Origin of the sequence: Acinetobacter seifertii (assembly GCF_000368065.1) — a bacterium.
Taxonomy (GTDB): Bacteria; Pseudomonadota; Gammaproteobacteria; order Pseudomonadales; family Moraxellaceae; genus Acinetobacter; species Acinetobacter seifertii.
On record NZ_KB851200.1, the window covers coordinates 1,359,894 to 1,377,914 of the forward strand.

The window sequence follows — 18,021 nt, forward strand, 5'->3', positions numbered from 1 at the left end:
ATGAAAAATCAAACAGACACTGAACAAAAAACAATCTGAACTTGATATTGAGTGGATGACTCCAATATATTTAATTGAGATTTAAAGTCTGAACTGGCAAATTTATGAGTTACAAACACAATAATCTGATGGCAATGCGTCACCGTTTTTGGGATGAATCTTCAGATCATGTATTAAATGAAAAGCAATTTTTACAGCAGACCTTAATCGAACAAGGCATTTTTAATAATGCCACTTTTGAGGATGTTAAGTATTTTTTCTATACACTACCGAGCATCGTTATTGTAAAGGCCCATGCTCTTGGTTTTATGCATGATTCTGTCAAGCAAATGGTTATTCAACATATTCAAGCTAATCGTATCCACTTAATGCAAAAAGCTGAATTAAAAATTCAGTTTAAAATGTAAGTTAATGATTAATATTTAATGGCTTTTTAATCTAGTTCCTCTTTCTGGAGAAATTGTATTTTAATTTTTATTATGTTGCTTAGGCTATTTTAGAAAATTAAGATATAAAATGATACTTTCAACTCACCATTCAGTCTGAGGGAACTATTTTAATACGTTCAAAACATGTAATATTCGTTACAATTTTAGATCACCAGCGTTTGGCTGCATGATGCGCATAGGATTCTATTTTCATGTCAAATCAGAACGATAAGCTTAAGAGTTTAAAAACTTCTTCCATGGATCGACGCTTATCAATCGCGAAAGCTTCTTTACTGGCAGGAACACGTTGGGCTACTGCAAGTGCCTCTACCCTTTTTTCTAGTGAAGAAGAAAAAGAGAAGAAGCGTAAAAAGGCAATGAGCGAACAAGCTAATTATCTTGTTTCTGAAATTGGCAAACTTAAAGGTTCTATTGTTAAGATTGGCCAAATGATGGCTCTTTATGGTGAACATTTTTTACCAGAAGAAATTACTCAGGCGTTAAATACCTTAAACAACCAAACGGTTGCTTTAGACTGGCCTGCGATTAAGCCACATTTACAAGAACAACTTGGTTCTAAGTTAAACGATTTAACCATTGATCATGAACCTATTGGTACAGCGTCTCTTGCACAAGTTCATCGCGCAATCCGCAAATCAGATGGATTAGAGTTAGTTTTAAAAATTCAATACCCTGGTGTAGCGAGTGCAATTGACTCAGACATGAGTCTATTTAAAAACATGCTTAAGCTTACACGTATGGTTCCTCAGACACGTGAGTTTGATCAGTGGTTTGATGAAGTACGCGAAATGATGCATCGTGAAGTCAATTATGATGTAGAAGCAGCAACCACTCGCCGCTTTGGTGAGCGCTTAAAAGATGATGAGCGCTATATTGTCCCTACAATTGTAGATGATTACTGCACAGATCAAGTCTTATGTATGACGTTTGAACGCGGCGTACCTATTAATAGTCCTGTTATGCTTTCTCTTCCACAAGAACGCCGTAATCAACTTGGTGAAGCGTCATTAGAGATTGCTGTTCGTGAGATTTTTGAGTGGGGTGAAATGCAAACTGACCCTAACTTTGGTAACTACCTAGTTCGTTTAGGTAATGGCCAAGATGTTCAAGATAAAATCGTACTATTAGACTTCGGCGCGATCCGTCAGTTCGATGAACACTTACTCTCAGTTGCACGCAATCTCATACAAGCGGGTTATCAGCATGATAAACATGCGATGGTCCAAGCAATGACTGGATATGAGTTTTTCGATGCAATGCCTGAAAGTATTAAACCTGGCATGGCAGATGTATTTTTACTTGCGACTGAAGCATTCAGCACACCTGTAAATAATCCAGATATGCCAGCCGGCCTGATGGATGAACATGAACGTTATGACTGGAAAAAAAGCCAGTTACATAGTCGTGTTATGCAGCAGGCAAGTAAATCAATGGCATCCCGATATTTCTCTGTCCCTCCAAAAGAGTTTATGTTTATTAGCCGTAAGTTTATTGGTGCATATACATTTATGACTGTTATTGATGCCAAGACAAATGTACGTCGTATGATTCGTAACTTTGCTTAATTTGATTACGACTAGAATGGCTCAATGTCATTCTAGTCAATGCAAACAAAATTATTATTTTTAAGAACTAATTTTTATTTATAAAATCAAAAACATAAAATCAAGTCTATTTTATTTTTACCATTTATCTACTCTTTTTTTGAATGTCAGTAACGACATAGTTTTTTCTTATACTGCGTGTCAGCATAAACCAATAACAATGTGTTAGGACACCATAATCATGACAAATATGATCAATAAAGCCCAAGGGTTGGGTTTATCGCTGATCACAAAATTAGCTGGAAGCGATGTACTTGATCAACTCAAACTACGTAAATTTCTTGAAAAGTCTCTTTATCAAGGTTCAAAAGCTGGCTTTAGAGCATTAAGCCAAACTCAAAAAGCATTTAAACCTAAACAAATTCCACAACAACGACTACCTCAGCAAAAGAAAAACCTATTTGATTTAAGCCTAACTGAAGAACAACAAATGACTTCTGAAGCAATGTCTCAATTTGCTAAAGAAGTTTTACTAGCATTAGCTCATGATGCCGATCAAGCAGCACAATTTCCAGAAAACCTTTGGCAATATGTTGAAGATTTAGGGCTAAATTATTACGCCCTACCAGAAGCACTAGGTGGCGTTGCTGCTGAACAAAATATTGTAAGCAACTTACTCATCGCTGAAAAACTAGCTGAAGGTGATTTTAGTCTTACAGCGGGATTACTCAGTACCTTTAGCGTTATTAATGCAATCACACGTTGGGGATCTGCCGAGGTTCAGTCAATGTATCTGCCATGTTTTGCTGAAGACTCAGACATTACAGCAACCTTTGCAGTACAAGAAGCAACTCCAGCATTCAACCCTTATGTTTTAAAAACAAAAGCTTCTCTTGAAAATGATCAATTTTACATTGATGGTGAAAAAACCTTAGTCATTTTAGGTGATTTGGCTGATGTGTTATTGGTGAGTGCTGACTTTAATGGCAAGCCAGATGTATTTCTAGTGCAAGTGGGTGACACTATTTCCATTAAGAACACTCCGGCAATGGGCCTCAAAGCAACAGAGACAGCTACTTTAAAATTTAGCCACACACCTGCTCTACGACTAGGCACAACAGATTTTGATTACACAGCCTTTGTAGATTTGGGCAACTTGATGTGGTGTGCAATGGCTGTAGGTACATGTGAAGCTGTAAAAGCCTATTGTATTAAATATGCCAATGAGCGAACTGCTTTCGGAGAACCAATTTCACATCGTCAAAGTGTCGCATTCATGATTGCAGACATGGCAATTGAAATTGATGCTATGCGTATGCTGATTTTAAATGCAGCAAGTCTTGCTGAAGCAGGTAAATCTTTCCATCGTGAAGCATATTTAGCTCGTCTTCTTTGTTCAGAAAAATCCATGAAAATAGGAACAGATGGCGTACAAATTTTGGGTGGTCATGGCTTCACAAAAGAACACCCAGTTGAACGTTGGTACCGTGATTTACGTGCGACCGCAATTTTACATTCTGGCTTACATGCTTAAGATCAATCTGAGGACATTTTCATGAATTTACAAAATCCCAAAAAATTCAAAATGATGATTGATCAAGCACATGATGTTGCGATCAATGTATTACGCCCTATTTCCCGTAAATACGATAAAGCAGAACATGCTTATCCCAAAGAGCTTGATATGCTTGCCTCACTCATCGACGGTATGAACGAAGGTGGCGAAGGAATTAATGCAGGTGCAGCTGGTGCAAGCAAACGAGGTGAAACAGATAATGAAGGTGTCCGTAACGGCACCAACATGTCGACAGCACTAGGTATCATTGAAATGTGTTATGGCGATACTGGGCTATTACTCAGTATGCCACGCCAAGGTTTAGGAAATTCTGCCATCGCAGCAGTTGCAAATGATGAGCAATTAGAACGTTTTAAAGGTACTTGGGCTGCAATGGCGATTACTGAACCCGGCTGTGGTTCAGACTCTGCTGCTATCCGTACTACAGCAACTAAAGATGGTAATGACTACATTTTAAATGGTGAAAAGATTTTCGTAACCTCTGGTGAACGTGCAGACTCTGTGGTTGTCTGGGCTACACTCGACCGAAAACTTGGACGTGCAGCCATCAAATCATTTGTAGTGCCTAAAGGCACGCCTGGAATGAAGGTGGAGCGCCTTGAACATAAATTGGGAATTAAAGCTTCTGATACGGCAGTTATTAGTTTTACTGACTGCCGTGTGCCAGCCGAAAATCTTTTAGGTAATGCCGAAGTGGACGTTGCTAAAGGTTTCGCAGGTGTAATGGAAACTTTTGATAATACACGCCCGTTAGTCGCTGCTATGGCCATTGGCTGTGCTAAAGCTTCATTAGAACGTATTAAAGAAATTTTTAAAGATCAGTTGGACCCAAATTACTCAACTCCATATTTACAAACGTCCAATCTTGCGGCACAAATTTACCGTATGGAGGCCGAATGGGAAGCAGCACGGTTACTCATGTTGAAAGCAACATGGATGGCTGACAACAAGAAACCAAACTCAAAAGAAGCTTCCATCGCCAAGGCAAAAGCAGGCCGTGTAGGTAATGAAATTACTTTGAAGTGTGTCGAGTTAGCAGCAAGTGTTGGCTATAACGAAGATGAATTACTTGAGAAATGGGCACGTGATTCAAAAATTCTTGATATTTTTGAAGGAACTCAACAAATTCAGCAGCTTATTATTGCTCGACGTGAGCTTGGTAAATCGTCAAGCGAATTAAAATAAGAGCGTTGCAAGGAAGTTAAAACTTCCTTACTGCTTAGTACTACTCTATCTACAAAATAAAAACCCTCTAATCATATGATTAGAGGGTTAGGTATTTCAGGTATATATTTTTTATTTATTTAACTGGCGTAACTTCTAATGACTTATCAACTACACCGAATTTTTTAAAGATTTTTGCACGACGTTTTGGTGAAATATTTGCTTTATTTAAATCACCTTTGTAGTGATCAAATACACGCTTGTCCATCATTTTAAACCACAGTGAAGGAATTAATGCTGGTAGCAACATACTTGCATAACCACTTGGTAACTCAGGTGCTTCATCAAAATGACGCAGTGCTTGGAATGGACGAGTTGGATAAGCATGGTGATCTGAGTGACGCTGTAACTGATATAAGAACAAGTTTGTCACTACGTTGTTATTATTCCAGCTATGCTCTGGCATTGTACGCTCATATTGGCCGTTTTCTTTTTTCTGGCGTAGCAAACCATAATGCTCAATATAGTTAATAATTTCAAAAAGACTAATACCGTAAAATGCTTGCGTCGCTAAATACGGAATCGTACCTTTACCAAAAAGTCCAATCATCGAACTATGAAAAGCAGCAGTCATACCCCAGCCTTGCAGTAATTCATTATCGAGTGACCAAAACTCTTTACCTTTACGTTTTAATCGGTTTTTCTCAATTTCAATTGCTGACTTGAAAGAACCAATAACTGTACGCGGCCAGAATTCATAGAATGTTTCCCCCATACGTGAAGAAGCAGGGTCTTCAGGCGTTGCCGCACGCTTATGATGGCCATATGGATGCTCAATACGGAAATGGTTGTAACCTGTAGGCACCAAAGCAAGATGAGATAAAATATGGTCAATACGATCATGCTTATGGCTTAGTTCATGAGCAGTATTAATCGCAATACCATTAATTGCACCCATAGAAATACCAAGTAAAATTTTATCTATAAAAGAAGTAGTTTTACGGCTTGTTAAATAACATGCATAAACGTTTGCTGCATATTGTAATGGGATAAAGCTCTTCACCAAACGCGAATAATACGGATCTTTTTCTAGAAGTTTAATTTCTTCGTCAGTTGGATTACGTGCATCTTTACCAATAATCGTATCAATTGCAGGAATCACAACATGTAATAAAAGTGGGCCACCCAAAGCAAATACTTTCTTTAATGGGCGTGGACCAAAATGGTAACCAGCTAAAATACCTAAACCAATTACAGGTAAAGCCGGACTAATCATCCATAAATAGCGCTTACGATCTATCTAACGCATAGACGCTGGCACTGGCATAAGTTCTTGCTGAACATTTACTGGTGCATTCATAGTCATATTTCCTTTTTCTATATATCTATATAGTTAAAGAAATACCATTTGCTTAACAGTTGTAACCGTCCAAAAAACCTATTTCAAAGTCTTTGGCATTTTCTTCCACTTTTTTGACCTAAAAACACATGTTGATCTATTCTTACAGCTCACTATAATTTTATTAAAATAATGATTGATCGCGTAAACATGGATGCACTAAGTAAATTTTTTGATGATATCCACTTAAATAAGTCAGAATATATCTATATCAAAGCACAAAATGAATGGGCTTTTAAAACACAAGATCAATCTGCTTTACTTGCTTATATCGTTTTAACCGGTTCTGTATATATTCAAATAAATGCTTCAGAAAAAATAACAGCTAAGGCTGGAGATATTATTTTAATTCCCTCTGGAAAAGCTCACCATGCTACAGACTCAAAAGCGACTGCAAGTAAACTTGTAGATCCTGTCGATATTACTCCGTTATTTAACGGACATCGACAAGACCCGATTGAGCTCGGTTCAGCAGCATCTGAAAATACATTACTGCTCTGTTTACGCTGTCAAGTTGATACGCATATGGCAGGACCACTTATTAATGCATTACCACCTATCATGCATATTCAACGAGAGAATCAAACCACTCCTCCTGAATGGTTGCAAATAGGACTGTATTTTTTAGCAGTCGAAACACAAAAAATTCAACCTGGGCATGACAAGATTATCGATCATTTAGTGAGCATTCTTTTAATTGAATGTATTCGTGATCATATTCAACAAATGTCAGATCAGCAAAACTGGTTAGGTGCCTTAACTCACCCTGAGCTGAGTAATGCTCTATCAGCAATTCATAGTCAACCTGAAGCAAGCTGGACTGTTGAATCATTAGCTGAACAATGTTGCATGTCACGATCTAAGTTTGCCAATCTTTTTAATAGTATTATTGGTGAACCTCCTCTTACATATTTACAGCATTATCGCTTTCGTTTAGCGAGCCAATATCTGCGTACAAGCAATTTATCAATTCAACAAATTTCAAATAAAGTCGGTTATTCTTCAGAAACAGCCTTTAGTCAAGCATTTAAAAGAGTATTTGATTTATCGCCTAAACAATATAGACAAAACTATGTTGGGAGCAGTCTAGATCAGTAATAAAAAAAGCGCCGAAGCGCTTTTTTTATTACATAAATTTTATTTGATTTTAGCGTGTGACTTTAAGTATTCGCTGTAATCTTCAAGTATTTGCTGCCCACGAGACTGGCGATAAAGCTGCTGTAATTGCTTTAACTGGTCAGCTGGCATAGCATTTACCGCAGCTGAATTTACATTAGATACAGCAACAACGACTAACTCATTTGGTAAGTTTGCTGTTGTAACAGACCACATACCAGGTTTTGGCGTAGGAACACTAAATGCTGCACGCTCAATTGCACGTTTCAAACCTTGTGAGCGAGTAAATACACCTGCAGATTCAAAAGGTACCTTATTTTTTGCAACAACCTGTTCAGCTGGCTGAGTTTTGAATTCAGTCAACATTGTAGCAATTTTTGCTTGAGCCGCTTTACGTGCTTTTTCATCGATTACTTTAGCTTTCGCTTCATTCATCGCTTGAGCAATTGGTTTAACACCAGCTGCATGATAGTCACGTACTTTAATCCAGACTGTATCGCCATTCGCTAATTGAATATTTGATGAAGCATTACGATCACCATTTTTCACATCATCGTTAAACAATTTAATTTTTACGTTTGGATCACTTAATTGCGGATTTTGAGTAGCTAAAGTTACACCATTTAAAGATTCAATTTTTGTACCTTTAACTTGTTGTACAACTGCATCTAAAGAATCATTACCAACAATCGTTTCATTCAAACTATTAACGGTATCTGAATAAACAGTAGCAACTTTATTCTTTTCAACTTCTGCAGTTAAGCGTGCCTTCTCAGCATAAAATGAAGGAATTTGAGTCGCTGGGGTTTCTGCTTCAATAATATGGTAACCATATTGTGTTTTTACTGGCTGTGAAACTTGACCATTTTTCAAACTTAAAACAGTTTTATCAAATGCATCAGAGAAAATACCAGGTGCATATGCCTCAACTAAGCCGCCTTTCGCTTTCGAAGTTGGATCTTCTGAAAACTGGGCTGCTGCTTGAGCAAATGAAAGACCACCTTGGATTTTTGCGTATACATCTTTAGCAAGCTTTTGGGCTGCTGCATCATCACGACCATCAGTCGTAATAAGAATATGTTTAACAACACGTTTAGCATCTTTTTGCTGAGTTTCTACAAACTTCGCATAGGCTTGCTTAAGCTCAGCATCTGTTGCTGGTGCAGGCTTCGCCATTAAAGATGGAGATAAGACAACATAATCCACATCAACTGAAGCAGGCTGTTTAAACTCATTCTGATGTTTGTTGTAATAGTCAGTAGCTTCTTGATTCGATGCAGTTAAGCCAGTTTTATAACTGTCTAACTTGATACTAGCCAAATGTAATGTACGTTGTTCTGTTTGCAAATTCGCAATTTGCATTAAATCAACTTTACTTACTAAAGAATAATCTGAAAAAGTTGAAGTCAACATTTTTAAAGCGTGATCTTGACGCAAGCTCGCAATTAAAGCTTGGCTTGTCATACCAATCGAACGCAAATAATTTTCATATAATTTTTGTGAAAACTGGCCATTTTCTTGCAAACTTGGCTGTTGAGCCAACATTTGCTCAATTTGAGCATCACTTAAAGAGATACCGAGTTTTTCAGCTTGCTGAATAAGTAAATTACGAGATACCAATATATCAAGTGCTTTCGCTTGAATTACCGGTAAATTAAGTAAACTTTCATCACCCTTTACAGCAGCTAAATATTGTTCTTTATACCTTTGCGTTAAAGTTTCAAGGTCTTTTTTTGATATGTCCTGTCCATTGACAGTTTTTGCGACATCTGCCTTGTTTCCCCTATTAAAATATCCATTAATACCTACAAGCGCTAAAGGGGTCAAAAACAAAATTAAAAGGACTTTGCCTAGCCAACCCTTAATGACTGTACGAAAAGATTCCATAAGTATTCCAATATTTTATTTCGAGGAGAATTTTAACTGAAAAACCACAATGAATGAATGAGCAATATTGGTCAATTCAGATTTTTAATAAAAAACGCGCCTATATTGGCGCGTTTAATCATCTTAAAAGATTAAGCAACTGAATCTTTAAGACCTTTACCAGCTTTAAAGCTAGGTACTTTTGTTGCTTTAATTTGAAGCTCTTCACCAGTTTTAGGGTTACGGCCAGTACGTGCAGCACGTTCTTTAACACTGAAAGTACCGAAACCAACTAAAGTTACTGTGTCACCTTTTTTTAGTGCTTCAGTAATAGACGCAATTGTCGCATCGAGTGCCTTGCCTGCATCAGTCTTAGATACTCCCCCTTTTTCAGCAATTGCATCGATTAATTCTGATTTATTCATGAATAAAACATCCTCTTAATATCGTTTGTTTAAGGTCCAAGGCTATAGTTTAAAAGGCCATGACGCCTTTATAGCAATGCTTTGGGGGAAAACGCAATACTAGAGCAGAGCTTTTAGCAAAAATAAATGCTAAAAAACTGTTATATATTTGCTAAATCCCTACATTTTTTTACTTTTCATTCAATTTTGCCTTCAATTTTTGATTTTCTTCAATTAAAGCATCAACCTTTATATGCAGTTGAACCAAGAGTTGTTCTATATGCTGTAAATCCTTAGGAGTAACTAAGCCAATTCTATTTAAAGAATGATTCACACTGGTATCTAAGATTTTTTCAACTTTGTCTTTGGTGTCAGAAACAGACTCTTTGGCTTTTTCGGTTACTTTACCAACAGTTGTATCAGCTAAATCACCTGTTTTAGACTCAAGCTCTTCACCTACTTTGACTAGCGAGTCAAATAGTTTATTGCCTTCTTCTTCAGCACGAGAAAAAGCACCTAGACCTGCTAACCAGATCTGTTTAGTATACTTTCTAAAATCTAATGCAGACTTCCTAGAACTTTTTGATTTTAATTTATTTTTTTCTCCTTGCTCTTCTACTTGTGTTTCTATATTTGCATTATCCATTGATCTAAGCTCCTGATCGGATGAGACAGACGAAGTCTTATTTAACCACAAAATATTCTTATAATATCAAAGTCAAGACTTGATACATTTATGAAACTGTTCTACAAAACAATCATGTCATGTAAATATATTTAACAGGACATTATGCTAAGTTTGAGATAGGATGTCTCATTCCCTCAATTAATCTCTAATATTTAAGGATAAACTTTTATGAGTGAAACGCAACAAAGACAAAAACATCCACGTCTGTTGCTGAATATTGTTCTAATTATTTTAGAAACTTTTTTCTCATTTATTCTCACCCACGATGGTGTTCTTCGCTTGCAAGCGAAAAAGTTTATCGCTAATAAAATCACAATCCGCATTAATAGCTATTTGCCATTTTTCGACTTCTATGTGCAATTTACTGAAAAAGGCTTGCTATTTGATATTCACTCATATGACCGTCGTATTGACTTAGAAATAAATAGTACACTTATTGATCTTATCAAGATTTTCGCTTTCTCAAATCAACGCAGTTTAAACAACATGCGAATTGATGGAGATTCAGAAACTAAAAAAGAACTCATCGATTTAATTTCACATCTCACATTACCTAAACTTCTAGCAGACTGGAAACAATGGTTTAACACGCCAGATGACGAAGCTGAGACACTTGCTTCACGCAAAAGAATTGCCCCATTACTTGAAAAAATCGATCAACAACGTTCAGAGATCAATTCATTAAATGTAGAAATTAAACAATATCAGAATCGAATTGCACGTTTACAGCAACGCCAACGCAATATTAACTTGTGCTTTGGTATAATTAGCCTAATATTTTTTGCTTATTTGATATATAATTTATGGGCAGCATAACTCATTTTTTTCTATTCTGATCCTACACTTGAATTAAAAATAAAAAAACTTGACTATTTTAGTCGGGATTCATAAAATCCTATTATCTAGTCTTAACATGTGTATCGAATCATGCGCCTTACAACTCGCGGTCGCTACGCAGTGACTGCTCTACTTGATTTAGCTTTGCAGCCAACTGAACAAACGATCACGCTCGCCGAAATTGCCGCACGTCAATCTATTTCAGTTGCTTACTTAGAGCAGTTGTTCGCTAAACTTAAGCGTCATGGGTTAGTTTCTAGTGTTCGCGGTGCAAATGGTGGTTACCATTTGGCTCGAAACGCTGATGAAATTACTGTGTTAGAAATCATTGAAGCCGTAAATGAAACCGTTGATGCAACGCGTTGCGACCATAAAGGTAACTGCCAAAATGGTGCAATGTGTCTGACTCACGATTTATGGCAAGAACTCTCTCATCATATTGCCGACTATTTAGCCAAAATCACTCTTGCCGACCTCATTAGCCGAGACAACGTTCAAACTGTTGCACTACGCCAAAATGTGACTGGCATAGATTCAGCTCTTTTATCGGGTACAGGTATTTGATATGAAACGTCCAATTTATCTTGATTACGCAGCAACCACTCCAGTAGATCCGCAAGTTGCAGAACGTATGATGGAGTGTTTAACTTTCGACGGTACCTTTGGTAATGCTGCATCTCGTTCCCACGCTTATGGCTGGCAAGCAGAAGAAAAAGTTGAATATGCACGTGAGCAAGTCGCAAATTTAATTAAAGCTGACCCACGTGAAATCGTTTGGACTTCTGGTGCAACCGAATCAGATAACCTTGCTCTTAAAGGTGTAGCTCAATTCTACGCTTCTAAAGGCAAACATATCATTACAAGTAAAATTGAACACAAAGCTGTTCTAGATCCTTGTCGTGAATTAGAAGAACAAGGTTTTGAAATTACTTACCTAGAGCCACAACCACAAACAGGTTTAATTACTCCTGAGATGGTGAAGGCTGCCCTTCGCCCAGATACTATTCTTGTTTCTCTTATGATGGTAAACAATGAAATTGGTACAGTTACAGATGTAGCGGCGATTGGTGAATTAACACGTGCCAACAAAACATTTTTCCATGTAGATGCAGCACAAGCAGCTGGTAAAGTTGATATCGACTTATCTACTATGAAAATTGACCTTATGAGTTTCTCTGCTCATAAAATTTATGGTCCAAAAGGTATTGGCGCATTATATGTACGTCGTAGCCCACGTGTTCGCTTAAAAGCACAAATTCATGGTGGTGGTCATGAGCGTGGTATGCGTTCTGGTACTTTGGCTACTCACCAAATCGTAGGTATGGGTGAGGCTTTTGAAATCGCAGGCAAAACCATGCATGCTGAACAAGAGCGTCTTCGTAAACTTCGTGACAAACTTTGGAACGGTTTACAAGATCTTGAACAAGTGTTCTTAAATGGTCATCCAACTCAAAACGTTGCAAACTATTTAAATGTCAGCTTTAACTTTGTTGAAGGTGAATCTTTAATGATGTCGCTTAAAGATGCTGCCGTATCAAGTGGTTCAGCTTGTACTTCTGCAACTTTAGAGCCTTCATATGTTCTTCGCGCATTAGGTTTATCTGATGAGCTTGCACACAGCTCAATTCGCTTTAGTTTTGGTAAATACACGACTGAAGAAGACATTGACCACGTGCTTACAATTACCAAAGCCGCTGTTGAGAAATTACGTGAACTTTCTCCGCTTTGGGATATGTACAAAGAAGGTATCGATCTTTCTACAGTTGAATGGGCAGAACACTAATTATTGAAATTAGTGTTTTAACCCTCATATTAATATTAGGCTGACCCCGAGGTTTGGAGAAGCGAAATGGCTTATAGCGAAAAGGTAATTGATCATTACGAAAATCCACGTAATGTTGGTGTTTTAGACAAAAACTCTGAAAATGTTGGTACAGGTATGGTGGGTGCACCTGCATGTGGCGACGTGATGCGTTTACAGATCCAAGTAAATGACAGTGGCGTAATCGAAGAAGCACGCTTTAAAACTTACGGTTGTGGTTCTGCAATTGCATCAAGTTCTCTTGTAACTGAATGGTTAAAAGGCAAAACTCTTGATGAAGCTCAAGCAATCAAAAATATTGATATTGCGACTGAGTTAGCTCTTCCACCAGTAAAAGTTCACTGCTCTGTTTTAGCTGAAGATGCGATTAAAGCTGCGATTGAAGATTATCGTAGTAAAAAGTCAAAAGCTTAATTTGTTACCATTATAAACGTTGGAGTTTTCATGATTCATTTAACTGAAAATGCTGCGACTCATATTAGCAATTACCTTAAAAACCGAGGTAAGGGTGAAGGCATTCGCGTTGGTGTGAAAACTTCTGGTTGTTCTGGGTTGGCTTATGTTCTCGAGTTTGTAGATGAAATCGATGAACATGATCAAACTTTCGAACAGTTCGGCGTTAAGGTTTTTGTAGATCCGAAAAGCCTAGTTTATTTAGAAGGCTTAGAAATGGACTATGTTAAAAATGGCCTTAATGAAGGGTTCGAATTTAACAATCCTAATAAAAAGGGTGAATGTGGTTGTGGTGAATCTTTCACTGTTTAATCCTCTCCTTTCCTTTTTCTCATTAAAACAGTGTCTATCAAGCACTGTTTTAATGTATTTAATTAACGCGGATCCCATTTCTAATGAATCATTTTGAGTTGTTCAATTTACCTGTGGCACTCGATATCGATTTGGCAAGCTTAAAATCAAATTTCTTGAGTTTGCAGCAACAATATCATCCAGATAAAGCCTCAGATAAAGATCAAGCATTGATCAAATCAAGTGAAATCAATCAAGCTTTTAAAACACTATCACAAGTAGATAGTCGTGCTGCTTATCTTTTAGCTCTTAAGAAGCAAGATCATCATCTTGATCAATCTATTAGTGATTTTGAATTTCTACAATCTGCTTTAGAACTTCGTGAACAACTTGACGAAGCGACAACAACTGAACATTTACGTACTTTAAAGCTAGAAGTACAACAATGGATTGATGGCCTGGTTCGTGAATTCAAAATTGATTACAGCGAAGAAGATTGGGCTGAAGCACGTGATACAGTACGTAAGTTACGTTTCTTTCAACGTGTTTTGAACGATATTGATAAAGCAGAAGATCAACTGTTAGATGAAGAAGACAGCTTTGATTTAGACGATGATTTTTAATTTTGCTTTTTCTATTTTATTTTCAAGGGATTTAACTCATGGCACTTTTGCAAATTGCTGAACCGGGTCAATCCAGTGCCCCACACCAACATCGCATTGCGATTGGTATTGACCTAGGAACAACACACTCACTAGTTGCGACAGTGTTATCAGGCAAACCTAAAGTACTCAATGATGTTCAAAATAGAAGATTACTTCCTTCTATCGTTCATTATGGGGACAATACAACTCATTATGGTGAAGAAGCTAAACCATTTATCATTGCAGATCCAAAAAATACGATTGTATCTGTTAAACGATTTATGGGTCGCTCAAAAGCAGATATTAAGTTTCAGCATCCATATGAATTAGTAGGCTCAGAAAACGAGATGCCTGCTTTTGAAACTCGTGCTGGACGTAAAACACCTGTAGAAATTTCAGCTGAAATTTTAAAACAATTAAAAGATCGTGCTGAAGATAGTCTACAAAATCCTGTTAATGGTGCTGTGATTACAGTTCCTGCTTACTTTGATGAAGCTCAACGCCAAGCAACTCGTGATGCTGCTCAACTTGCTGGTTTAAATGTATTACGTTTATTAAATGAACCTACAGCTGCCGCAGTTGCTTATGGATTGGATCAAGAAAGTAACTTAGAGACCGACCGTAACTATGTAATTTACGATTTGGGCGGTGGTACTTTTGATGTATCAATCTTGCGTTTTTCACAAGGCGTATTTGAAGTCCTAGCGACAGGGGGTCACACAGCTCTAGGTGGTGATGACTTAGACCGTCTAATTGTGAAATGGGCAAAAAAACAGCTTAATATTGATGTATTAAGTAACGAAGACTATGCCGTATTTATAGTCGCAGCGCGTCAAGCTAAAGAACAATTATCTAATCAAGATTCAGTTGAATTAAAGCTGATTGATACAACTCTTACACTAGATCGCCCTACATTTGAAAGCATTATTCAAGTGGCTCTAGATAAAACCATTAGTGTTTGTAAGCGTGTACTACGTGATGCCAAGCTTGAGTTAACTGACATTCAAAATGTTGTTTTGGTAGGTGGTTCTACCCGCTCTTATGCGGTTCAAAAAGCAGTCCGTGACGTTTTTAATCAAGAGCCTCTTTGCACAATCAACCCGGATGAAGTTGTGGCTATTGGTGCCTCGATTACGGCAAATCAGTTAATCGGCAATAGTCAAGATGGTTCACTTCTTTTAGATGTGACGCCTCTTTCTCTTGGGTTAGAAACAATGGGTGGTTTAGTTGAACGCCTAATTTCTCGTAATACCGCTATTCCTGTAGCCCGTCGTCAAGAGTTTACAACTTATCAAGACGGCCAAACTGCCATGTTAATTCATGTAGTTCAGGGTGAGCGTGATTTAGTTGAACATTGCCGCTCATTAGGCAGATTTGTGCTTCATGGTATTCCACCAATGACAGCAGGCCAAGCTCGTATTGAAGTCACTTTCCAAGTTGATGCAGATGGTTTACTCACTGTTTCTGCTCGTGAAACAACTTCTGGTGTACAAGCCTATATTGATATCAAACCATCTTATGGTTTATCTGAAGCAGATACGGAACGCTTATTAATTGAAGGTTTTCAACATGCCGAAGAAGACAAAAATCTTCGTCACTTAAAGGAAACCAAAGTTGAAGCAGAACGTGAACTTGAGGCTCTAGAGCAAGCATTAAAAGTAGATGCAGATTTACTTGATGAAAACCAGCGTGAAGCTCTTAACTCTGCAAAAGAATCCTTGAAAACACAGCTTGAAGGCAGCGATATCCAAGCGATTGAGCAAGCAGTTCAACAGCTTAAAGTACATAGTGATGCGTTTGCAGCACTACGAATGAATCGACATATTGACCATGCCTTAAAAGGCACAAAACTCGACGATTGGTCAAAATCAAACTAAAAGGTATAGGTGATCAATATGCCACGTATTAAAGTACTTCCTCATGCTCAGATTTGTCCCGAAGGCGCAGAATTTGAGGTTGAACAAAATGCAAATCTTTGCCAGAGCCTGCTCAACAAAGGTATCAAAATCGAACACGCTTGTGACATGTCATGCGCATGTACAACTTGCCATGTCATTGTTCGCAAAGGTTTTGATAGCTTAGAAGAAATGAATGATGTTGAAGCCGATCTTTTAGACCGTGCTTGGGGCTTAGAGCCAGACTCTCGCCTTTCATGCCAAGTTAAAATCGTAGATGAAGATCTTGAAATCGAGATTCCGAAATACACAATTAACCATGCATCAGAAAATCATTAAAATATAATAGTGAAAAAGCTGCTTCGGCAGCTTTTTTATTCTTGTAATTTATATTTGGTTTTGCTTTTGATCAATATTTATCTGTTTAACTTCATCTTCAAGTTTAAGCTGAGCCACACCTTGAGTATTAATCAAAGTTTGTTGAACTTTAATGCGTTGAATCATTTTTTCAAGCACTTCAACCAACTCTGGATATTCGTAGTTCTGTACTTCTTCTAAGTTCAGGACTAAATGAAAACCTTTATACTCATAATCAAACCATTGCTGATGATCTGACTTGTTACCTGTATATTTTTCCATGACTTGCCATGTTTTTACTGCACCTTGAATACCTTTTAAATAAATAGGTGTTTTAGGTGCACATAGAAAATCACTTTTAATAAGTTGATAAGTATCATCAGAAATGAGTATCTCATCGATTTCAGCAGCATATTGTAAACGTGCCGCCAAATTTACATCACGACCCACAATCGTATAAGCCATACGATGTGTTGCCCCGTAGTTCCCAACGTGGCAATAACCCGTACTAATCCCCATACGGATATGTAAGGCTGAATATCCCATTTTCTTCCAGCGTTCGCGCAACAACTTCATTTGCTGACGCATAGCAATTGCCATTTCTACACATGATTTGGCATCTTGCTCAACACCTTGTGAGTTCGGATCTCCAAAAAATATGAGAATCGCATCTCCCATAAATTTATCAACAGTCGCCTCGTATTGCTTCGCAATTTCAGTCATATGACTTAAATAGTCATTAAGCAAGAAAGCCAAATCATCTGGAATTAAGGTTTCGGATAACTCAGTAAAACCCTGAATATCAGAAAAGAATACTGTCATTTTCTTACGTTTATATTCAATTTTTGCCTCAGCCTCACCGCGCATAATAGATTGCCATAATTGTAATGGAGCATAGCGACTTAACTGATTAGCAAAAGCGATATAACGCGTCATTTGGTCATAATAATGCTGGCGTTGCTGACTAATTTTTTTAACCCAGCGATGTTGGTAATAATTTCCAATGGTTATAAACATCACTAAACCAAGTAAGGTAATTACCGTTAATTCTTGGCTCGTTGCTTCAAAATATGGATGAAAACCAAATAGGAAAAAAGTACTTAAATAAAAAATAATCGCACCAAGTAGACTCGTTAAACAAATTACTGCAAACGAAATACGACTATTAATTGCTGAGTAAAATAATGCAAAAAGCGCAATAAATGTAGGAACAAGATTGAGATGTACGCCCGCTAGAGTAACCGCCACCACAATTGCATCTATCGCAAAGAAAACACTTTTTTGGGTTTTCTTATCAAACTGGTACTGTAACCAGTGCTCTAATTTAGAACTAACAAAAAGTAAAAAGAGAAAGAAAGGAGGAATATAGATTTGATAATTAGTATCTGGTGAGGTAAAGGCATAGATCACTAAAATCAATGACAGAATTGAATACCCCATCAAACGATGAAAATATGCAAACTGCTTAGGTTCCCGATCTATAAACCTCTCTAATTGCACCCTATCCTCCACATTT

The 18,021-nt window shown here is 37.4% G+C and carries 18 protein-coding genes; 13 read left to right on the forward strand and 5 right to left on the reverse strand.

Annotated features, from left to right (window positions below; genetic code table 11):
* Window positions 1-104: 104 nt before the first annotated feature.
* The 4 genes from F985_RS13815 (at window position 105) to F985_RS13830 (ending at window position 4,754) form a co-directional block, all read left to right on the forward strand.
* On the forward strand, window positions 105-407 hold the full coding sequence (locus F985_RS13815; protein WP_004701894.1) for a hypothetical protein: 303 nt from the start codon (window positions 105-107) through the stop codon (window positions 405-407).
* 233 nt (window positions 408-640) lie between these two features.
* The gene (locus tag F985_RS13820; RefSeq protein ID WP_004701896.1) at window positions 641-2,014 is read left to right on the forward strand and encodes an ABC1 kinase family protein; all 1,374 of its coding nucleotides are present in this window, start codon (window positions 641-643) and stop codon (window positions 2,012-2,014) included.
* A 229-nt stretch (window positions 2,015-2,243) separates the two neighbouring features.
* Complete coding sequence (locus tag F985_RS13825) at window positions 2,244-3,527, forward strand: acyl-CoA dehydrogenase family protein (RefSeq protein ID WP_171063670.1); 1,284 nt, start codon at window positions 2,244-2,246, stop codon at window positions 3,525-3,527.
* A gap of 21 nt (window positions 3,528-3,548) precedes the next feature.
* The gene (locus F985_RS13830; protein ID WP_004701900.1) at window positions 3,549-4,754 is read left to right on the forward strand and encodes an acyl-CoA dehydrogenase family protein; all 1,206 of its coding nucleotides are present in this window, start codon (window positions 3,549-3,551) and stop codon (window positions 4,752-4,754) included.
* 115 nt (window positions 4,755-4,869) lie between these two features.
* On the opposite strand, the gene F985_RS13835 is transcribed toward F985_RS13830, so the two are convergent.
* A complete protein-coding gene (locus tag F985_RS13835; RefSeq protein WP_228128581.1) occupies window positions 4,870-6,033 on the reverse strand; it encodes an alkane 1-monooxygenase in 1,164 nt (387 codons plus the stop codon).
* Window positions 6,034-6,282: 249 nt separating this feature from the next.
* Here F985_RS13835 and F985_RS13840 point away from each other — a divergent pair, with 249 nt between their 5' ends.
* Window positions 6,283-7,230, forward strand: a complete 948-nt coding sequence (locus F985_RS13840; protein WP_025469148.1) for an AraC family transcriptional regulator — start codon at window positions 6,283-6,285, stop codon at window positions 7,228-7,230.
* A gap of 39 nt (window positions 7,231-7,269) precedes the next feature.
* On the opposite strand, the gene F985_RS13845 is transcribed toward F985_RS13840, so the two are convergent.
* From F985_RS13845 to F985_RS13855, 3 genes are all read right to left on the reverse strand, one after another.
* Window positions 7,270-9,135 carry a SurA N-terminal domain-containing protein gene (locus tag F985_RS13845; protein ID WP_004701906.1) on the reverse strand — a complete coding sequence of 622 codons (1,866 nt, stop codon included), beginning with the start codon at window positions 9,133-9,135 and terminating at the stop codon, window positions 7,270-7,272.
* Between the two features lie 131 nt (window positions 9,136-9,266).
* On the reverse strand, window positions 9,267-9,539 hold the full coding sequence (locus F985_RS13850; RefSeq protein WP_001043034.1) for an HU family DNA-binding protein: 273 nt from the start codon (window positions 9,537-9,539) through the stop codon (window positions 9,267-9,269).
* Window positions 9,540-9,708: 169 nt separating this feature from the next.
* Entirely contained in the window at window positions 9,709-10,164 is a 456-nt protein-coding gene (locus tag F985_RS13855; RefSeq protein WP_004701909.1) for a phasin family protein, read from the reverse strand.
* A 210-nt stretch (window positions 10,165-10,374) separates the two neighbouring features.
* Here F985_RS13855 and F985_RS13860 point away from each other — a divergent pair, with 210 nt between their 5' ends.
* From F985_RS13860 to fdx, 8 genes are all read left to right on the forward strand, one after another.
* Window positions 10,375-11,022 carry a hypothetical protein gene (locus F985_RS13860; RefSeq protein ID WP_004701910.1) on the forward strand — a complete coding sequence of 216 codons (648 nt, stop codon included), beginning with the start codon at window positions 10,375-10,377 and terminating at the stop codon, window positions 11,020-11,022.
* A 111-nt stretch (window positions 11,023-11,133) separates the two neighbouring features.
* The gene (locus F985_RS13865; RefSeq protein WP_004701912.1) at window positions 11,134-11,607 is read left to right on the forward strand and encodes an Rrf2 family transcriptional regulator; all 474 of its coding nucleotides are present in this window, start codon (window positions 11,134-11,136) and stop codon (window positions 11,605-11,607) included.
* 1 nt (window position 11,608) lies between these two features.
* Window positions 11,609-12,826, forward strand: coding sequence for an IscS subfamily cysteine desulfurase (locus F985_RS13870; RefSeq protein WP_004701914.1), 1,218 nt, complete (start codon window positions 11,609-11,611; stop codon window positions 12,824-12,826).
* A 66-nt stretch (window positions 12,827-12,892) separates the two neighbouring features.
* On the forward strand, window positions 12,893-13,279 hold the full coding sequence (iscU, locus tag F985_RS13875; RefSeq protein ID WP_002049835.1) for a Fe-S cluster assembly scaffold IscU: 387 nt from the start codon (window positions 12,893-12,895) through the stop codon (window positions 13,277-13,279).
* 30 nt (window positions 13,280-13,309) lie between these two features.
* Entirely contained in the window at window positions 13,310-13,630 is a 321-nt protein-coding gene (gene iscA / locus F985_RS13880; RefSeq protein WP_004701917.1) for an iron-sulfur cluster assembly protein IscA, read from the forward strand.
* An 83-nt stretch (window positions 13,631-13,713) separates the two neighbouring features.
* Complete coding sequence (hscB, locus tag F985_RS13885) at window positions 13,714-14,232, forward strand: Fe-S protein assembly co-chaperone HscB (RefSeq protein ID WP_004701919.1); 519 nt, start codon at window positions 13,714-13,716, stop codon at window positions 14,230-14,232.
* 38 nt (window positions 14,233-14,270) lie between these two features.
* Window positions 14,271-16,130: a Fe-S protein assembly chaperone HscA gene (gene hscA, locus F985_RS13890; RefSeq protein ID WP_004701921.1), complete on the forward strand. Its 1,860-nt coding sequence runs from the start codon at window positions 14,271-14,273 to the stop codon at window positions 16,128-16,130.
* A gap of 18 nt (window positions 16,131-16,148) precedes the next feature.
* Window positions 16,149-16,487, forward strand: a complete 339-nt coding sequence (gene fdx, locus F985_RS13895; protein ID WP_002049779.1) for an ISC system 2Fe-2S type ferredoxin — start codon at window positions 16,149-16,151, stop codon at window positions 16,485-16,487.
* Between the two features lie 48 nt (window positions 16,488-16,535).
* Here fdx and F985_RS13900 read toward each other — a convergent pair whose 3' ends face one another.
* Window positions 16,536-18,005 carry an adenylate/guanylate cyclase domain-containing protein gene (locus F985_RS13900; protein ID WP_004701923.1) on the reverse strand — a complete coding sequence of 490 codons (1,470 nt, stop codon included), beginning with the start codon at window positions 18,003-18,005 and terminating at the stop codon, window positions 16,536-16,538.
* Between the last annotated feature and the right edge of the window lie 16 nt (window positions 18,006-18,021).